At 67.8% G+C, this 17,425-nt stretch carries 12 protein-coding genes; 7 read left to right on the forward strand and 5 right to left on the reverse strand.

Features of this window, described 5'->3' with window-relative positions:
* Nucleotides 1–66: 66 nt before the first annotated feature.
* Both DESUT3_RS02500 and DESUT3_RS02505 read right to left on the reverse strand, forming a co-directional pair.
* Nucleotides 67–2,613: an ABC transporter permease gene (locus DESUT3_RS02500; RefSeq protein WP_221250896.1), complete on the reverse strand. Its 2,547-nt coding sequence runs from the start codon at nt 2,611–2,613 to the stop codon at nt 67–69.
* Nucleotides 2,610–3,302, reverse strand: coding sequence for an ABC transporter ATP-binding protein (locus DESUT3_RS02505; protein ID WP_221252444.1), 693 nt, complete (start codon nt 3,300–3,302; stop codon nt 2,610–2,612). Before DESUT3_RS02505 ends, DESUT3_RS02500 begins: the two co-directional genes overlap by 4 nt.
* Nucleotides 3,303–3,318: 16 nt before the next feature.
* Between DESUT3_RS02505 and DESUT3_RS02510 the strand changes: the two genes are divergently transcribed.
* The 3 genes from DESUT3_RS02510 to DESUT3_RS02520 all read left to right on the forward strand — a co-directional run bounded on the left by DESUT3_RS02510 (nt 3,319) and on the right by DESUT3_RS02520 (nt 6,229).
* A complete protein-coding gene (locus DESUT3_RS02510; protein WP_221250897.1) occupies nt 3,319–4,047 on the forward strand; it encodes an arylesterase in 729 nt (242 codons plus the stop codon).
* 55 nt (nt 4,048–4,102) lie between these two features.
* Nucleotides 4,103–5,626, forward strand: a complete 1,524-nt coding sequence (locus DESUT3_RS02515) for a sensor domain-containing diguanylate cyclase (protein ID WP_221250898.1) — start codon at nt 4,103–4,105, stop codon at nt 5,624–5,626.
* A 126-nt stretch (nt 5,627–5,752) separates the two neighbouring features.
* The gene (locus tag DESUT3_RS02520; protein ID WP_221250899.1) at nt 5,753–6,229 is read left to right on the forward strand and encodes a DUF4388 domain-containing protein; all 477 of its coding nucleotides are present in this window, start codon (nt 5,753–5,755) and stop codon (nt 6,227–6,229) included.
* On the opposite strand, the gene DESUT3_RS02525 is transcribed toward DESUT3_RS02520, so the two are convergent.
* Genes DESUT3_RS02525 through DESUT3_RS02535 form a run of 3 tightly spaced genes read right to left on the reverse strand, consistent with a single transcriptional unit; the run spans nt 6,226 to nt 11,251 of the window.
* The gene (locus tag DESUT3_RS02525) at nt 6,226–8,193 is read right to left on the reverse strand and encodes an ATP-binding protein (RefSeq protein ID WP_221250900.1); all 1,968 of its coding nucleotides are present in this window, start codon (nt 8,191–8,193) and stop codon (nt 6,226–6,228) included. The genes DESUT3_RS02520 and DESUT3_RS02525 overlap by 4 nt on opposite strands.
* Entirely contained in the window at nt 8,190–8,561 is a 372-nt protein-coding gene (locus DESUT3_RS02530) for a response regulator (protein ID WP_221250901.1), read from the reverse strand. The genes DESUT3_RS02525 and DESUT3_RS02530 overlap by 4 nt, the downstream gene beginning before the upstream one ends.
* A complete protein-coding gene (locus DESUT3_RS02535; protein ID WP_221250902.1) occupies nt 8,558–11,251 on the reverse strand; it encodes a GAF domain-containing sensor histidine kinase in 2,694 nt (897 codons plus the stop codon). The genes DESUT3_RS02530 and DESUT3_RS02535 overlap by 4 nt, the downstream gene beginning before the upstream one ends.
* Nucleotides 11,252–11,524: 273 nt before the next feature.
* Here DESUT3_RS02535 and DESUT3_RS21085 point away from each other — a divergent pair, with 273 nt between their 5' ends.
* The 4 genes from DESUT3_RS21085 to DESUT3_RS02555 all read left to right on the forward strand — a co-directional run bounded on the left by DESUT3_RS21085 (nt 11,525) and on the right by DESUT3_RS02555 (nt 17,408).
* Entirely contained in the window at nt 11,525–12,382 is an 858-nt protein-coding gene (locus DESUT3_RS21085) for a DUF2726 domain-containing protein (RefSeq protein ID WP_221250903.1), read from the forward strand.
* Between the two features lie 127 nt (nt 12,383–12,509).
* Nucleotides 12,510–15,647: a methylmalonyl-CoA mutase family protein gene (locus DESUT3_RS02545; protein ID WP_221250904.1), complete on the forward strand. Its 3,138-nt coding sequence runs from the start codon at nt 12,510–12,512 to the stop codon at nt 15,645–15,647.
* 142 nt (nt 15,648–15,789) lie between these two features.
* Nucleotides 15,790–16,398, forward strand: a complete 609-nt coding sequence (cobO, locus tag DESUT3_RS02550) for a cob(I)yrinic acid a,c-diamide adenosyltransferase (protein WP_221250905.1) — start codon at nt 15,790–15,792, stop codon at nt 16,396–16,398.
* Nucleotides 16,399–16,406: 8 nt separating this feature from the next.
* Nucleotides 16,407–17,408, forward strand: coding sequence for an endonuclease/exonuclease/phosphatase family protein (locus tag DESUT3_RS02555; protein ID WP_221250906.1), 1,002 nt, complete (start codon nt 16,407–16,409; stop codon nt 17,406–17,408).
* Nucleotides 17,409–17,425 lie beyond the last annotated feature (17 nt).

A 17,425-nucleotide genomic window follows, 5' to 3' on the forward strand; every position in this document is an offset into this window, starting at 1 on the left:
GAACCCCAGAAAGGGGGTTCGGCTGACATTCAAGTATACCCCTTCGCTCGTCCGGCTCAAGCCCGGTCATTCGTTGCGCAGGTAAGGGGCCGCCTTGCGGGTCAGCACCCGGGCGGTGCCGAGCAGGCCGAACAGCAGGGTCAGGGCGAGCCCTGTCAGCAGGGTCAGGGCCACGGTCAGGGGCTGCCAGGTGAACTCGGCGTTCATGAGCCCGGCCACCACGCCCCAGGCCGCCAACGAGCCGACCAGGGCGCTGAGCAACCCGGCGGCCAGCCCCACCAGCAGGAACTCGGCGCCGAAGGCCAGCAGGATGTCGCGGCGGGTGGCGCCGCAGACCTTGAAGACCACTGCGTCGTAGAGGCGCCGGTGCTGGTCGGCGGAGACCGCCCCGGCGAGCACCAGGAAGCCGCTCAGCAGAACCAGCGCCGCCATGGCGCGGAAGCTGCCGCCGATCCGCTCGAGGATGCGCGAGACGTTCTGCAGCACCTCCTTGACACGGATCGCCGAGACGTTGGGAAAGCGGCGACCGACTTCCTTAAAGACCGCCTCCTCCGCCGGGGCCGGGGCGTAGACCGTGGCGATGTGGGTCTGGGGCGCCGCCTCCAGGGTGCCGGGGGCGAAGACCAGGGCGAAGTTCAGCTCGAGGCTCGACCAGTCGACGGTGCGCAGGTTGGCGATCTCGGCGGTGACCTCGCGGCCGAGGACGTTCACCGTCAGGGTGTCGCCGATCCCCACCCCGAAGCCTTCGGCCACGTCGGCGGTCAGCGAGACCCGCGGTGGGCCGGCATAGGTCTCGGGCCACCAGGCCCCGGCGGTCACCTTGCCGTTGACCGGCGGACGGGCGGCGTAGGTGAGGTAGCGGTCGCCGCGCACCGCCCAGGAGACCTCGGGGCGGATGACGGCCCGCTCCACCGGCACCCCGGCGATGGCGGTGATGCGGCCGCGCAGGGTGGGGACCCGTTCGCTGCGCGTCACCGCGGGGAGAGAGGCGACCAGGCGGTCGAACTCGGCCGCCTGGTCGGGCTGGATGTCGATGAAGAAAAAGGCAGGGGCTTCGGCGGGGATCGATTCGCGCACCAGGGCGCCGAGATTCCCCTCGACCAGCGCCACCGTGGCCAGGGCGGTCAGCCCCAGCCCCAGGGAAAAGACCGCTTTGGGGGCCGGTGCGCCGGGGCGGTGAATGCCGGCCAGCGCCAGGCGCAGGCTCGGGTTGGCGCTGCGCGGGGCGCGGCGGGCCGCCACCACCACTGCTCGGGCCAGCAACCAGAACAGGGCGAAGCAGAGGGCGGCGCCGGCGACGAACCAGAGGGCCAGGCGCCGGTCACCGCTGACCGCCACCGCCAGCAGGGCCAGCAGGGATCCGCTGACGGCAACCGCCAGGTTGACCGCCTTGCCCGGAGCCGGCGGGGCGCCCGCCGCGGCGCTGCGGAACAGCAGGGCCGGCGGCACCCGCCGGGCGCTGCCCAGATCGCGCAGGGAAAAGGTCAGGGCGACCAGCAGGCCGAAGCCGGCCGCCACGGCCAGCACCGCCGGTTCCAGCCGCGGCGCCAGGGGGATAGGCAGCGCCTCCCCGAAGGCGGCCGCGGCCGCGAAGGGGAGCGCCGCCCCGGCGGCCAGGCCGGCGCCGGAGCCCATGAGCCCCAGGACCAGCATCTGCAGCAGGTAGGCGGCGAAGATCACCCGGCCGGGGGCGCCCAGGCATTTCATGGCGGCGATGTGCAGCACCTTGCCGCCGAGATACCCGCGCACCGCCCCGGCGACCCCGAGCCCCCCCACCAGCAGGGCGCACAGGGCGACCAGGGTGAGGTTGGTGGTCATGCGCTCGAGAAAATAGCGGACCCGGGGCGCCGCCTGGGAAAAACCGCGCAGCCGCCACCCGGCGTCGGGAAAACGGGCGTTGAGTTCCTCGATCAGGGCGCCGACGGTTGCCTGGTCGGCCAGCGTTTTGCCGTAGAGCTTCAGCCGGTAGGCGTAGGTGATCAGGCTGCCGGGGGTGACCAGGCCAGTCGCCGGCAGGCTGCGGGCGTCCACCAGCAGGCGGGGACCGAGGGTGAAGCCCTGGATGGAGCGATCCGGTTCGCGTTCGAGCACCGCCCGCAGCCGGAAGGTGGTTTGGCCGACCCGGAGCCCCTGGCCGAGCTGCAGGCCGAGGCGCTCGAGCAGCGAGCGGTCCACCGCCGCGCCGTATTCGCCGTCCGCCATGGCCAACGCCTCGGCGAGCGGCTGCTGGGGGGCGAGCTGCGCTGTGCCGTAGAAGGGGTAGGCTCCGTCGACCCCCTTCAATTCCACCAGGGCCCGGGCCTCTTCGTCGGCCCTGCGGGCCATGGTGCGCATTTCGACGACCGTGGACAGCTCGCCGCGCTGCTCGAGAAAGGCCCGCTGCTGCTCGCCGAGCTCGCGGTGGACCAGGCGCACCTCGAGGTCGCCGCCGAGCAGCGATCGGGCGTCGGCGGACAGGCCCCGCCGGGCCGCGCCGGAGAAAGAGCCGACCGCGCTCACCGCGAACACGCCGAGGAACAGGCAGGCCAGAAACACCCCGAAGCCGCGCAGTCCGCTGCGCATCTCCCGGCGGGCCAGGCGGGCGGCCAGCGCCAGTTCGGCCAGGCGCATCATCCCGGGCCTCCATCGACCTCGGCCTGCAGCCGGCCGTCGGCCATCTGCACCCGGCGCCCGCAGCGGCCGGCCAGCTCGGCATCGTGGGTGACCAGCACCAGGGTGGTGCCGAATTCGCTCTGCAGGCTGAACAGCAGGTCGATGATCCGGCGGCCGGTTTCGTGGTCGAGGTTGCCGGTCGGCTCGTCGGCCAGCAGCAGGGACGGCCCGGCGACGAAGGCCCGGGCCAGCGCCACCCGCTGCTGTTCGCCGCCGGAGAGTTCGGCGGGGTAGTGGTGCAGGCGCTCGGCGAGCCCGACGGCCCGCAGGGCCGCCTCGGCCCGCTCGCGGCCGGCGGGGTCGCCGGCGAACTCGAGGGGCAGGGCGGTGTTTTCCAGGGCGGTCATGGTCGGGACCAGGTGGAAGGCCTGAAAGACGATCCCCACGTGCTCGCGGCGAAAGCGGGCCAGGCCATCCTCGTCGAGGCGCCCCAAATCCTTGCCGGCGACCTGCACCGTGCCGGCGGTGGGCCGCTCCAGCCCGGCCATGACCATCAGCAGGGTGGTCTTGCCCGCCCCGGATGGGCCGACCACCGCCAGGGTTTCGCCGGCGGTGACGCAAAGGTCGAGGCCACGCAGGATGTTGACCCTGCCGCCGCCTCCGACTAAACTCAGATGCAGATCATTAATCCTTACCAGCGGGTCGTTCATCATGGCGGGTTTCCTCTTGGTTACCGATCTCCGGCGGCAACTGCAGCGCGTTGTTACATTTGGGGGGCGTCTCTGGCCGCTGGCCCTGGCACTTTGCCTGGCCCTGTGCCCCACGGTGGGTTCTGCCGACTCCCAGGCGTCGCCGGGGACGCCCAGGGTGCGCATCGCCGTGCTCGGCGACAGCCTCAGCGCCGGCTACGGGCTGGATCCCGCCGAGGCCTTCCCCGCTCGCCTGGAAAAGGCGCTGTGTGAGCGGGGCCATGCGGTCGAGGTGCTCAATGCCGGGGTTTCCGGCGACACCACCGCCGGCGGCCTGGCCCGGCTCGACTGGACCCTGGCGGCAGAGCCCGACCTGGTGCTGCTCGAGCTGGGAGGCAACGACGCCCTGCGGGGGATCGATCCGGAATCCGTGGAGCAAAATCTCGACGGCATTCTTGTTGCATTAGAGAAACGTCAGGTGCGGGTGCTGCTGGCCGGCATGCGCGCGCCCCGTTCGCTGGGTGCCGGTTACGAGAAGTCCTTCAACGCCGTATTTCCCAGGCTGGCCGAACGCCACCAGGTCGCCTTTTACCCGTTTTTCCTGGCCGGGGTTGCCGGTAATCCCGCCTTCAATCAGCCTGACGGCATCCACCCCAACGCCGCGGGGGTTGCGGAGATCACCCGGCGCATCCTGCCGCTGGTGGAACAGCTGGTGGTCGAAATCCACCAGGGCGGGATCCGGCCAAATGACCGGAAACCGGATTGACCATTTCATTCCTTTATAGCAGATACCGCCAGGGGCGGGGGCAGGTAAATCGAGCATGAATGCCATCCAGGAACTTCTCAAGGACAATGTCAAACTGCCGTCCCCGCCGGCGATCGCCGTGCGGATCCTTGACGCGGTCAAGAAGGGCGATTCCAGCTTCGGTGAGCTGGCTCGCATCATTTCCGCCGACCCCGCCCTGACCGCGAAAATCCTCAAGGTGTCCAACTCCTCCTTCTATGCCCTGAGCTTCGAGGTGACCAGCATCGAAAAGGCCCTCAGCGTGCTGGGGGTGGAGGTGCTGAAGAACATCGCCCTCTCCTTCGTCATCGCCAAACAGCTGCGCGGCAAAGGGGAAGGGGGCTTCGATTTCGATTTCTTCTGGAAGCGGGCGATCACCGCCGCGGTCGCCGCCGAGCTGGTCGCCGGGCTGATCCGGCGCAAGAATGACGATACCTTCGTCACCGGGCTGCTGCAGGACATCGGCATCGCCGTCATGTATTTCAGCCGCCCCGCCCTGTACCTGAAGGTACTCGAGAAAAAGCAGGCCGGCAGCGTCGCGACCTGCGAAGTGGAGCAGGGGGTGTTCGGCTTCGACCACCAGCAGCTGGGGGCGGAGCTGCTGCGGGCCTGGGGGCTGCCCGAAACCATTCACGCCCCGGTGGCCTGCCACCACCAGTGCGGCGAAGTCCCTGCGGCCCTGCGGGTGCAGGCCGACATCCTGCTGCTGGCCGACAAGATCTCCTCGGTCTATCACGGCTCGCACAGCGCCGGCAAGATCCAGCAGATCAAGGCGCTGCTCGGCGATCGCTACAAGATCGGCGGCGAACAGATCGAGAAGCTCATCGACAGCGTCGCCGAAAAAAGCGTCGAGATCCTCTCCTCCTTCGAGATCGACCCGGGCGACATGCGCCCCTTCTCCCAGATCCTCCAGGAGGCCAACGAGGAACTGGGCAAGCTCAACCTCTCCTACGAGCAGCTGGTGATGGAATACAAGCAGGCCAAGGAAAAGGCCGAACGGCTCGCCCAGGAGGTCATGGAGGCCAACGAGAAGCTGCGCGAGATGGCTTTCAAAGACGGTCTGACCGGGCTGTTCAACCACCGCTATTTCCAGGAGCTGATGGACAAGGAGCTGAGCCGGGCGGTGCGCTACGAGCGCCCCTTTTCGCTGGTGCTCTTCGATATCGACCATTTCAAGAAGATCAACGACACCTACGGCCATCCCCGTGGCGACATCGTCCTCAAGACCATGGGGGCCATGATCGGCAAGTTCATGCGCACCGCGGACATCGCTGCCCGCTACGGCGGGGAGGAGTTCGCCGTGGTGCTGCCCGAAACCGACATCAAGGGGGCGCGGGTGATGGCCGAGCGCCTGCGGCGGGGGATCGAGCAGAACGAGGTCCTGGCCGAGGGCGAAACCATCCGGGTCACGGTCAGCATCGGCATCACCAGTTTCGTCCCCGGGATGCCCATCAAGGGCAAGGCCGAGATGATCGACGCCGCCGACCGCGCCCTCTACCAGTCCAAGCGCCAGGGGCGCAATCGGGTCAGCCTCGAGGAACTGCCGGGCGCCGCGGCCTGAGCTTGCCCCATCACGGCCCGTGCCAGGGAAAGGGATTGTCCGGCCCGTCTCGGCTGCCCAGAAATGGTCCGGGGCTTGCTCCGGATCGCTGATGGTTCGAGGGAACCTTTCGAGGAGGGAGAAGAGGTGAGTCATATCCGTGGGGATCTGAGCCTGCTATCGCTGGCCGAGATAGTCTCCGGCGCGGAGACCCTGGGCAAGACCGGGGTCCTGCGGATCTTGCGCGACGGGGTCGAGAAACGTTTCTATTTTCAGCAGGGGGGCGTAGTTTTCGTAACTTCCACCCTGGCCGGCGAACGCTTCGGCGAGTTTCTGGCCGATATCGGCTGCCTCGACCTGGTGCGGATGCAGGGGCTGGTCGAGGAGAGCCGAAGACGAGGGGTGCGCTTCACCTACGACCTGTTGGCGGAGAAGGTGTTTGAAAAGAAGGCTCTGGAGACCGCCCTGTCGCAGCTGGTGGTCATCGCCCTGGCCGAAGCCCTCAGCTGGCAGAGCGGCACTATCGAATTCGGCAGCGAGCTGCCCCCGTCCATCCTCAGCGGACCGATTCATATCCGCGTCGAGGATGCCCTGGCCAGGGCCCGCCAGGCGGCGGGGATCTAGCCCGGGCCGCGACTGCCGTTGTCCCCCAGGGGAAGCCTGAAGGTCACCTGGGTCCCCAGCCCCGGCTGGCTCTCCACGCGAATGTCTCCGCCGTGGTCCTCGATGATGACCTTGACGATGCTCATCCCCAGGCCCAGTCCGGGAACCGCCGTGTCCGAGGTGTCGGCCCGGTAGAACTTGTCGAACACCCGCTCCAGCTGCTCGGGGGTCATGCCGACCCCCTGGTCCGCGATCCGCACCTGGTAATGGTGCTCCAGTGGCGCCCCCGTGACTTGGATAGATCCCCCCCGGGGGGAGTATTTCACCGCATTGCTCAGCAGATTTTCCAGAACCTGCACGATCTTCCCCTGATCCAGATCCAATACGGCGGGGCCCTCGGCCAACTGCAACTCGAACCGGTGCCTGGCGGATTCCTTGCGGTACTGACCGACCAGGCCCTCGATGGTTCGGCGCAGATCGCAGGGGGCTTTTTCCAGTTGCAAAGGTCGCCCCGACTCGATGCGGCTGAGGTCGAGCAGGTCGTCGATGATCTTCTCCAACACGCAGGCCTTTTCGAAGATGTAGTTTTGAAACTCCCTGCGCTGCTCCGCGTCCAGGGCCTCGCCCTGGACCAGCAGCAGTTCGGCAAAACCCATCACCGAGGCCAGGGGGGTGCGCAACTCGTGGGCGGCGATGGAGATGAACTCGCTCTTCAGCCGGGTGATTTCCCGGTCCCTGGTGACGTCGCGCAGGATGGTGATGACCCCGGTTTTCCCCGCGCTTCTGCTTTGCACCGGCGCCGTGTGGGCCTGGATGATGCGGATCTCGCCCCGGCTTTTGTCCGTCAGCTCGAGGTCGAGCAGGGTTTCCCCGCTGGTGCCGCTGAGCACGGCCAGGTGCTGCTGCAGGGCGCTTTGCCGGATGACCGTGCCGATCGGCTTCTGGAAGGCTTCCTCCATGCTGACCCCGAGCAGGTCCTCGGCGGGCCGGTTCATCATGATCAGGCGGTTTTCCCCGTCGGTTACCAGCAGCCCGTCGGCCACCGAACGCAAAATGGCGTCGATCTGCTCCCGTGACTCCTTGGCGGCGGCAAGGGCCTGGCGCAGTTCCTGGGCGGTCCGGCGCCGCTCGCTGATGTCTCTCCAGATGGTGATATCCGCCAGTTCCTGGCCGCTCTCGTCGCTCAGCCGCAGTCCCCTGACCTCCGCGGCGAAGGTGGAGCCGTCCTTGCGCAGGCCGAGCACCTCCAGCGGCTCCCGGGGGCAGCTCGCCTCGATGAAGAAACAGCCCACCGCCTCGAAATCAGCTTCCTCGGCGTAGAATCGCTGCGCGCTGGTCCCCCGCACCTCCTCGAGGGAATAGCCGAACAGGGTGTCCAGGGCGGGACGGTTGGCGTCGATCACCCGGCGGGTGAAATCGGAGACCAGGATGACGTCGGTGATGCTGTTGAAGATGTTGCGGTACTTGCGCTCGCCCAGCTCAAGTTCTGCCTGGGTCCGTTTCAGCTCCGCGACCTTCTCCTCCACCTTGCGGGCGACGATGGCGCTGTACTTGCGCAGGAACGATTCCTCGTCGGGGAGCTCTTCGGCGGCCGCCCGGCGGGCGGCGTGGTTGCGGGCGAGGGCGGCGTCGAGTTCACGCCAGAAGGCCTCGGGCTCCTTGGGCTTGACGATGAAGGCGTCCGCCCCCAGCGACAGGGCCAGTTCCTGGTCGCGCTGGCCGGTGTAGACCGCCGAGTAGAAGATGAACGGGGTCAGTTTCAGGCGGGAGGAGTGGCGGACCCGGCGCAGCAGTTGAAATCCGTCCATGTCCGGCATCAGGGCGTCGGAGACGATCAGGTCGGGGGGCGAGGCCTGGGCCGCCTCGAGCGCGGCCTCGCCGTTGCCGGCCTGCAGGGTAGCGTAGCCGCGCTGCTCGAGGTAGTGTTTGAGCAGGCGGCGGTCATCGGCGTTGTCGTCGACCACCAGGGCCAGTTTGCGGCTCATCGCTGCGCTCCGGTGATCCGGTGGATGCGCTCCATGATCGTCAGTGGGTCGATGGGCTTTTCGAAATAGCCGTCGCAGCCGGCCTCCAGCACCCGTTCCCGGTCGCCGGCCATGGCCAGAGAGGTGATGGCGATGATCGGGATTCGCCCCTCGGCTTCCCCGCGGCGGATGCGCCGGGTGACCTCCAGGCCGTCGATCCCCGGCAGGCTGATATCGACGATGATGAACTCGGGTCGGGTGCTGGCCACCAGCTCGATCCCCTCTTCGCCGGTTTCGGCGGAGACGATCCCGTATCCCCCCCGTTTCAGCGCGTAGCTGATCAGCCGCAGGTTCTCCGGGTTGTCCTCGATGACCAGTACTTGCTTCATGCCCCCTCCGCGGATATTGGAACCCTGAGCGTGAATCGGCTTCCCTGCCCCTCTGTGCTGGTGAAATCGAAGCTCCCCAGCAACACCTCGGTCGCCAGCTTACGGGTCAGGTAGAGGCCCAGGCCGGTGCCGGGGACCCGCTTCTTCAGCGGCGAGTCGAGGCGGGTAAAGGGCTCGAGCAGCAGGCTGCGGTCCTGCTCGCGGATACCGACGCCGCTGTCCTCCACGGCGATTTCCACCTTCCCCGCATCGTGCAGCGGGGTGGCGGCGATCCGCACGAACCCTTTGTTGGTATATTTTACGGCGTTGCTCAGCAGGTTGAGCAGGCATTGCAGCAGCCGCACCCGATCGCCGAACATCTCCAGAGAGACCGACTCGACCTCCAGGCGCAAGCCCTTGGCAGCGGTTTCGGCGCTCAGCGCTTCCACTGCCTCGTCGATGACCTCCTGCAGGTTGAATCGCTGGTATTGAATGTCGAGCTGGCCGGCTTCGATCTTGGAGACGTCGATGACGTCGTTGATCAGGGCCAGCAGGTGGCGCCCCGAACGCAGCACGCTGGAGAGGTTCTCCTTCTGCTCCTCGTTGAGGGGGCCGGCCCACTCGTCGAGCAGGATGCTGGAGAAGCCGATGATCGAATTGAGCGGGGTGCGCAGCTCGTGGCTCATCGAGGCGATGAACAGCGATTTGAGCCGGTCCACCTCCTTGAGCCGCCGGTTGGCCTCGGCCAGTTCCCCGGTTTTGCGGTTCAGGTCGTGGATGACGGCGATCAGGGCCTGGCGGCTTTCCTGGAGTTCGGCGGTTCGCGTGCTGACCTGCTGCTCCAGGTCGGCGGCGTGCCTGCGGACCCGGTCGTGGAGCAGGGCGTTGTGCAGGCCGATGGCGGTCTGGCTGGCCAGGGTTTCGAGAAACACCGCCTGATCGGAGAAATTGACCCGATTGACCCAGCCGATGCTGAGTACCCCGAGCAGGCTTCCGGCGCTGACCAGGGGCAGGGCGGCGAAGGAGCGCACCCCGGCCTGCTTGCATTCCTCGAGGGTGCAGCGGCTGTCCAGGCGGATGTCGTGGGAAAAAATCGGCTTTTTCCCCCTGGCGGCCAGACCGCAGAGGCAGTTGCCGATCTGCTTCACCGCCGCCTCCTCGCGGGCGAAGCTGAGCCGGGAAGTGCGGTCCTGCTGCAGCACCAGCTGGTCGTTCTCCAGCAGGTAAAACAGCGCCAGGTCGGGCTGCAGCGACTCGAGGATGTCGTCGAGCGCCGCCTCGATCACCCTGGTCGGGGCCAGGCTGTTGCTGACCCGGCTGTTGAGCCGGTTGAGAATGGTCATCTCCTCGGCCCGTTTGCGCAATGCCTCCTCGGCCCGTTTGCGTTCGGAAATATCCTCCACCACCTTGATGAAGTACTTGGGTTCCCCCTGCAGCTCGCGCACCAGGGCGACGGTCAGTTCGATCCAGATCGGTTCGCCGCTTTTGCGGATGAAGCGCTTGTCCATGGAGTAGGTGGTGATCTCTCCGGCGAGCATCTGCTGGACGCTGGCCAGATCGGCATCCAGGTCCTCGGAGTGGGTGATTTCCTGGAAGGTCAGCTCGAGCAGCTCCTGCTCCTGGTAGCCGACGATCTCGCACAGCCGTTGGTTGACCCGCAGCCAGTGGCCATCCGGGGAGACGTGGGCAAGGCCGACGGCCGCCTGCTCGAAGGTGGCGCGAAAGCGCTCCTCGCTCTCGCGCAGCGCCGACAGGGTCGACATGCGCTGGCGCTCCTGGTCCATCTTTTCCAGGGCAAAGGAGAGGTTGGCGGCGAGCTTTTCCAGCAGCCCCACCTCCTCGGCGTCGAAAAAACCTGTTTCGGTGGAGAAGATGCACAGCGTCCCGACCACCCGTCCCTGGGAGTGGATTGGGAAAATCGCCGAGGCTCGGTAACCGAGGCGGCGCGCCTCGGCGTGGATCGGGGCCATGCGGGGATCGGCGAAAATATCGTTGCAGACGAAATGTGCCCCCTTGCGGATGGCGTTCCAGGAGAGCTTGCGCCCCTCGGCGGTGCGGTTAACCACGGCGCTGAAGGCGCTCAGGTAGGCATGATCCATGCCGTGGCAGGCCACCGGGCGCACCTTGCGGGCGCCGTGGTCGGCCAGGCCGATCCAGGTCATGGCGAACAGGCCCTGCTCCACGCTCAGGCGGCAGGCCTGCTGGAGCAGCTCCTCGCGGTCGCGCACCTCCACCACCAGCTGATTGATTTCGCTCAAGACCCGGTAAAGCCTGCCGATCCGCTGGGCCCTTCCGGCTTCGTCCTGGTCCCGGTTGCCCGGGCGCACCCGCAGGGAAAACCCTTCCAGCTTTCCTGCCGCAGGGCGCAGTGCCCTAAGCTCCAGGCGGGCGCGGAAGGTCGATCCGTCCCGGCGCCGGCACAGGCAGCTTGTCTCAAGGAAACCCAATTCCGTCGTGTCCTGCAGGGCTTGGTTGGCCATGGGGATGGTGGGGTCAGGGTCGGCCAGAAGCGCAGCCAGGGGCAGCCCTTCGGGCTCATCGGGCGAGATGCCGAACAGGCGCCGGGCGCCGGCATTGCACAGCAACATCCGTCCGTCGGGGGCGAGCAGGGCGAGAGGCGGGTCGCCTAAAGATTCAAACAGGGCGCGAAGGGGTTCCCCCTTGGAGGCAAGGGATTGGGGTCGGTCGAGATTGCCGGAAGGCGTCGGCATCGGGAAACTTCTCTGCTGGCTGATTTGACAATACCCGGAAAGCGGTCCCGGCCCGGCGAAGGTGCATCGCTCCGCCTTACCGGCCAAGACCGAAGATGCTGAGTTGCATGTCATTAAAATATCCTTCTCAATCGGGATTGACAACAAAAAAATGGAAAAAATCCATTGGCGCCGGGATGATCGGAGCATGGTTCAAGTTGAAATCGAAGGTCTTTTTGAAGGATAATCCGGCCAGGTCGAAGACCAGGATGTCAGAGGAGGAATGAGTCGGTTATGGCGGAGAATTATGACCTGATGCTGCTGGGGATGTTGGTGGTTCTGGTGGCCCTGGGACTGTTGCTGCTGGGGCGGCTGATCGCCAGACGCAGCGCGGCGCGTCCCGTATATGAAGCTGTCTCGCCATTGTTGGGCGAGGCCGAGCGGGTCCTGCTCGGGGCTTTGGAGCAGGCTCTGGGTGGGGGCTACCGGGTGCTGTGCCTGGTGCGCCTGGCCGACCTGGTCGGAGTGCGCAGCCAGTTGCGGGGAGGCCGACGCCAGAAAGCCCAGCAGGCCATCGACGGCGAAAGGGTCGACTTCGTGATCTGCCGCAGGGATGAGCTGTCCCCGGCGGCGGTTGTGGAGTTGGACAAGTCGGGCCGCTTCGGCGGCACCCGGGAAGGCCGCGATGCCCTGGTGGCCCTGGCTCTGGAGCAGGCGGGAGTCCCCCTGGTGCGGGTGCCGGCCCAGGGTGCCTACGCGGTGGAGGAACTCAAGGGGCGGCTCAAGCCGCTGCTGCAGCCCGGCGCCGCGTTTGCCGGGGGAGCGCTCCCGGCCGAGGACGAATGGACGCTGGGGCGGGTCTCCGCGGGGTGGGAAGACGAGCCGGAGGACTGGGGCTTCGAAAATGGCCGCCGCCACCCCCGGCCGGCTCCCGCCGAAACCCGGGCGGAAACGCCGCGGGTGGCGGCAAGGGTCGCCGCGACCCCGGCGGGATCGCCACAGGAGCACAGGCCGCGCTGCCCGGCCTGCGGCGCCGAGATGATCCGGCGGCGGGTGACCGAGGGGAAAAACGCCGGCACCATCTTCTGGGGGTGTTCCGGGTTCCCCGAGTGCCGCAAGGTGCTGCCCATCGACAAGAGCCAGTCAGCATGAGAGAAAGGGGGCCGCGGCCCCCTTTCTCTTTTCCCGGCACCCCCCGTAAAGCCAATTGCCGGGGCAGCGCCCTTTCGCCGGGGAAGCGGGTATACTGGAGTCTGAAACCAGGATCCAGGAGATTCGCATGAACGGGCGGCCCATTCGCATCCTGACCGGGGTGGCGGCCTTCGACGGCCACGACGCCTCGGTGCTGGCGCTCAACCGGGCTCTGCTGGTCGGGGCGCGGCCGCTGGAGGTGGTCTACCTCGGCTTCAACATGACCGGCGAGCAGATCGCCGCGGCGGCGCTGCAGGAGGATGTCGACGCGGTGGCGATCAGCTCCTACAACGGCGGCCACCTGCAGTTCTTCCCCTACCTGGTCAGGCGCCTGGCCGAATTGGGGATGGCGCGCACCCAGGTCTTCGGCGGCGGGGGCGGCACCATCCTGCCCGAGGACGCGGCGACCCTCGAAGAGGCTGGCGTGGCCAAGATCTACGGTCCCGGCTGGGCCCTGGACGCCATCGCCGAAGACCTGCTCGAGCGGATCGCCGGGCGGGCCGGAGAGCCGGCGGCGAGTCCCGACCCCGATGGCTGGCCCGGCGCGATGCCGCCGGCCGCCGAGCTGACCCGCCTGCTGAGCCTCGCCGAGCGGGGGGGCGAGGCGGCCCTGGGCCCCTACGGCGGGTGGCTGGAGCAGGCCGCGGACTCCCCTTCCCGGGTGCTCGCCCTGGCCGGCGACGGCGGCAGCGGCAAGAGCACGCTGATCGACGAGCTGGTGGGGCGCTTTCTCGAAACCTTCCCCCAAAAGAAAATCGCCATTCTCGCCAACGACCCCACCACCCGCTCGGGCCAGGCGGCCACCGCCTTTCTCGCCGACCGGGTGCGCATGAACCACATCTACGACGGGCGCGTCTGGCTGCGCAGCGTCGCCACCGGCAGCGCCTACGCGCCCCTGAGCCCGGCCCTGCCGCACCTGCTGCAGGTGCTGCGCGCGGCGCGCTTCGACCTGGTGATCGTCGAAACGCCGGGCACCGGCCAGACCGGCCTCGACCTGGCGGCCCTGCAGGCCGACCTGCTGGTCTACCTGAAGACCCGCGAGTACGGCAGCGGCCTGCAGCTGCAGAAGGACCAGCTGCTGCGCGACGCCGACCTGGTGGTGCTGAACAAGGCCGACCTGGAGGGGGCCGAGTCGGCCTTCGCCGAGATGCGCTCGGTGCTGCAGGAGCAGGGGAAGCCCGCTGCCCTGTTCCCCGCCACCGCCAAGGCGGCCCGTGACCCGGGCCTCGACCGGCTGTTCGCCGTCCTCTGCCGGCGCCTCGGCTGGCCGGCGGCGGAGGGCCCCGCCGAGCGGGACATCTTCCGCTACGCCCGCCACAGCCTGCTGGTCCCCCACCGGCGCCGCGCCTACCTGGCCGAGATCGCCGAGCAGGTCCGCGACTACGACCGCTGGGCCAGGGAGCAGATCGAGTTGGTGCGCCGCGACCCCGGCGATCTGCAGCGCCTCGATCCGGCCTGCGCCCGGCTGCTGCGTGAGTGGCCCGAGCGGTGGCGGCAGCTCTCGCTGCAGGCCGCCGGCCGCTGCGGCATGGAGCCGCATGTGGAAACCCCCAACGGCCTGCAGCTGCCGCGGGTGGCCCTGCCCAACCCCGAGGACCGCGCCGAGGCGCTGCGTTTCCTGCTCGAGGAGGGGCTTCCCGGCTGCTTCCCCTTCGCCACCGGCATCCACCCCTACCGGCCGGCCAGCGCCGGCGAGACCACCCGCCAGTTCGCCGGGCTGCGCGGCCCCGAGCAGACCAACCAGCGCCTGCACTACCTGGCCCGCGGGGTGGCCAAGCCGAGGCTCTCCATCGCCTTCGACGGCATCACCCTCTACGGCGCCGACAGCGACGACGACCCGGCGAGTCTCGGCAAGATCGGCGAGGGGGGCGTGGCCATCGACACCTGGGAGGACATGAAACTGGTTCTCGAGGGGTTCCAGATCCCCGAGATCAGCACCTCGATGACCATCAACGGGCCGGCCCCGGTGCTGCTCGCCATGTACTTCGTCGCCGCCGGCGCGATCGAGCGCGAACGGCTCGAGGCCGAGCGTGGCCGGGCGCTGAGCGCCGAGGAGGCCCGGGATCTCGACCGGCAGCTGCGGCACAGCCTGCGCGGCACGGTGCAGGCCGACATCCTCAAGGAGGTGCAGGCGCAGAACGAGAGCATCTTCCAGCCCGACTTCGCCGTCAGGCTGCTCGGCGACGTGCAGCAGTGGTTCATCGACCACGAGGTGAAAAAGTTCTACTCGCTGAGCATTTCCGGTTATCATATCGGCGAGGCCGGCGCCAGCCCGGTGCAGGAGCTCGCCTTCACCCTGGCCAACGGCTTCACCTACGTCGAGAACTTCCGCGCCCGGGGGATGGCGGTGGACGACTTCGCCCCGAGCCTGTCGTTCTTCTTCAAGGTCTCCCACGAGGCCGAGTGGCTCGCCTATGGCGCGGTCTGCCGCAAAATCTGGGCGATCGCCCTGCGCGAGGTCTACCGCGGCGGCGAGGCGGCCCAGAAATTCAAGTTCCACACCCAGACCTCGGGGCGGGCCCTGCAGGCCGAGGAGTGGGACACCCTCAACCCGGTGCGGCTGACCTATCACGCCCTGCTGGGGATGCTCGCCAACAGCAACTCGCTGCACGTCGACTCGGCCGATGAGCCGATGACCACCCCGGGCGAGAAGTGGGTGCGCCAGGCGACGATGATCCCCAACTACCTGCGCGAGGAGGCCGAGGGGTTCCTCATCCAGAACCTGCTCTCCGGCTCCTACGCCTTTCGCACCCTGCTGCGCGAGGTGCAGGAGCAGGTGCTGCAGGAGTTCGAGCGCATCGACCAGCTCGGCGGGGTCGGGCCGGCCACCGAGCAGGGCTACCAGCGCCGCTGCATCGCCGAGAACAGCGCCAAATACGAGCGCGAGCGGCGCCGCAGCGGAAAAGACGACCCGCAGGGGCCGCGCCGCCGGATCATCGGCTACAATATGCACGAACTCCCCGAGGGGCACCCCGACCGCTATCCCCCCGTGGCCGAGGTGGTCCGTCCCGACCCGGCCGACTGGGAGCGGCAACTGGCACGGCTCAGGGATTTCCGCGAGCGCCACGCCGAGGACGCTCCCGAGGCCCTGGCCCGGCTGAAAAAGGTCGCCCTCGAGGGGGGCAACGTCTTCGGCGAACTGCTCGAGACCGTCCGCCACGCCTCACTGGGGCAGATCACCCGCACCCTGGCCGAGGTCGGGGGGCGGTATCGGAAGATGGTTTAGGACTGCCGGCAGGGGGCGGCTAAAGGTGGGGCCCCGGCCGCCTTTAATCAAACCGATCGGTCCGATCCGACCGATCCGACGGATCGGAGGTGGCCGAAGCCTGGCCGCAAACCGAAAAACTTCAAAGAAGAAAGAGCACTCAATGACCGAAGAAAAACCACAGGAAACCTGGCGCAAGCGCGGCAGCGCCCCCGAGCGTATCGACCACTACCAGCCCAAGGAGCGCCGGGGGCTGACCGTGGTCATCACCGGCCACGGCAAGGGCAAGACCACCTCGGCCATGGGGATGGTGCTGCGCGCCTGCGGCCACGGCATGAAGGTCTGCATCATCCAGTTCATGAAGGGCGACCTCTACTCGGGGGAGTGGGACGGGCTGAAGATGCTTGACTGCGGCCTGGAGCACTACGCCACCGGCAAGGGGTTCTGCGGCCTGCAGGGCAACCCCTACTCGAAGAACGAGCACCGCGCCAACGCCCAGGACGCCCTCGATCTGGCCCGCGAAAAGATGGCCTCGGGGCGCTTCGACCTGCTGGTGCTCGACGAGCTCAACAACGCCCTCAAGCTGCGCCTGGTCGACCTGGAGCAGGTGCTGGAGCTGGTGAAGGGCAAGCCGTCGCTGCTGCACCTGGTCCTCACCGGGCGCGACGCCCACCCCGAGGTGATCGAGCTGGCCGACACGGTCAGCGAGGTGCGTGAGATCAAGCACGCCTACCGCAAGAACATCGAACCCCAACCCGGCATCGACTACTGATTGGCGCCATGGCCGGCAGAACCCTCACCGCCCTCAAGCTGCTGTTCCGGAGCGCCCTGTGGCTGCTGGCCCTGGGGGTGATCGCGGTGCTGGTGCTGCGCTGGTTCACCGGCAGCCGCTTCGCCCCGGTGCGCCTGGTCGATTACTTCACCCCCTGGCTGCTGGTCCCCCTGCTGCCGGCTCTTGCCGCAGCCCTGGTGGCCGGGCGCCGCTGGCTGTCGGCGTTTCTGCTGGTGCCGGTGCTGTATGTCGGGATCGTCTATGCCCCGCTGTTTCTTCCTGCGGGCAATCGGGCCGAGGCGAAGGGTCCCACCTTCAAGGTCATGAGCTACAATGTCTGGTCGCACAATCCCCACCTCCAGGAGATCGCCGCGGTGGTCGCCGAAGAAAGACCGGACATCCTGCTGCTGCAGGAGCTGACCCCGGAACGCTACCCCGTGCTGCGCGGATACCTTGAGGAGCTCTACCCCGGCCAGGCTCTGCACGAGGTCTACGACCCCCGGCTGCTGCAGGCGGTGTTCAGCCGCTATCCCCTGCCGGCGTACCGCGCTTTGCCGGGCAAGGGGAAAACTCTCGAGGTGGTGGTGGTCACTCCCCAGGGGGAGTTGACCCTTTACAACTCGCATTTTCTGCGCAGCGGCGACTGGACCAGGCGCCATTCCCAGATCGCCTCCCTGCTGGCCGAGGGCCTGGCGAACGCTGCCGGCCCGGTGATCCTGGCCGGGGATTTCAACACCTCGGAGCGCACCGAGACCTACCGGCTGATCACCGGTTCCCTGAAAAACGCCCACTGGGAGGCGGGCCGCGGATTCGGCTTCACTTTTCCGGCCTACGGCTCCTGCCGGGTGGTGGCCTGCCAGGTGCCGCCCATGGTGCGCATCGACCACATCTTCTACAACGACCTGCTGCTCGTCCGCAGCGCCGGCACCGTCCAGCGCTCCGGCGGCGCCGACCACCTGCCGGTGGTGGCGGAATTTTCCATGCTGAAAAAGGGCCAGGAAATCCGCTAGAATATTCCGCGGCCGGG

Source organism: Desulfuromonas versatilis, from assembly GCF_019704135.1.
Lineage (GTDB): Bacteria > Desulfobacterota > Desulfuromonadia > Desulfuromonadales > NIT-T3 > Desulfuromonas_A > Desulfuromonas_A versatilis.

Bases quoted from the DNA above. Each gene is read 5' to 3' on its own strand.
- DESUT3_RS02530 (WP_221250901.1), bottom strand. From the start codon at position 8,561: ATGAAGCAAGTACTGGTCATCGAGGACAACCCGGAGAACCTGCGGCTG.
- DESUT3_RS02525 (WP_221250900.1), bottom strand. From the start codon at position 8,193: ATGAGCCGCAAACTGGCCCTGGTGGTCGACGACAACGCCGATGACCGC.
- DESUT3_RS02515 (WP_221250898.1), top strand. From the start codon at position 4,103: ATGAATGCCATCCAGGAACTTCTCAAGGACAATGTCAAACTGCCGTCC.
- DESUT3_RS02535 (WP_221250902.1), bottom strand. From the start codon at position 11,251: ATGCCGACGCCTTCCGGCAATCTCGACCGACCCCAATCCCTTGCCTCC.
- DESUT3_RS02555 (WP_221250906.1), top strand. From the start codon at position 16,407: ATGGCCGGCAGAACCCTCACCGCCCTCAAGCTGCTGTTCCGGAGCGCC.
- DESUT3_RS02500 (WP_221250896.1), bottom strand. From the start codon at position 2,613: ATGATGCGCCTGGCCGAACTGGCGCTGGCCGCCCGCCTGGCCCGCCGG.
- cobO (WP_221250905.1), top strand. From the start codon at position 15,790: ATGACCGAAGAAAAACCACAGGAAACCTGGCGCAAGCGCGGCAGCGCC.
- DESUT3_RS21085 (WP_221250903.1), top strand. From the start codon at position 11,525: ATGGCGGAGAATTATGACCTGATGCTGCTGGGGATGTTGGTGGTTCTG.
- DESUT3_RS02545 (WP_221250904.1), top strand. From the start codon at position 12,510: ATGAACGGGCGGCCCATTCGCATCCTGACCGGGGTGGCGGCCTTCGAC.
- DESUT3_RS02505 (WP_221252444.1), bottom strand. From the start codon at position 3,302: ATGAACGACCCGCTGGTAAGGATTAATGATCTGCATCTGAGTTTAGTC.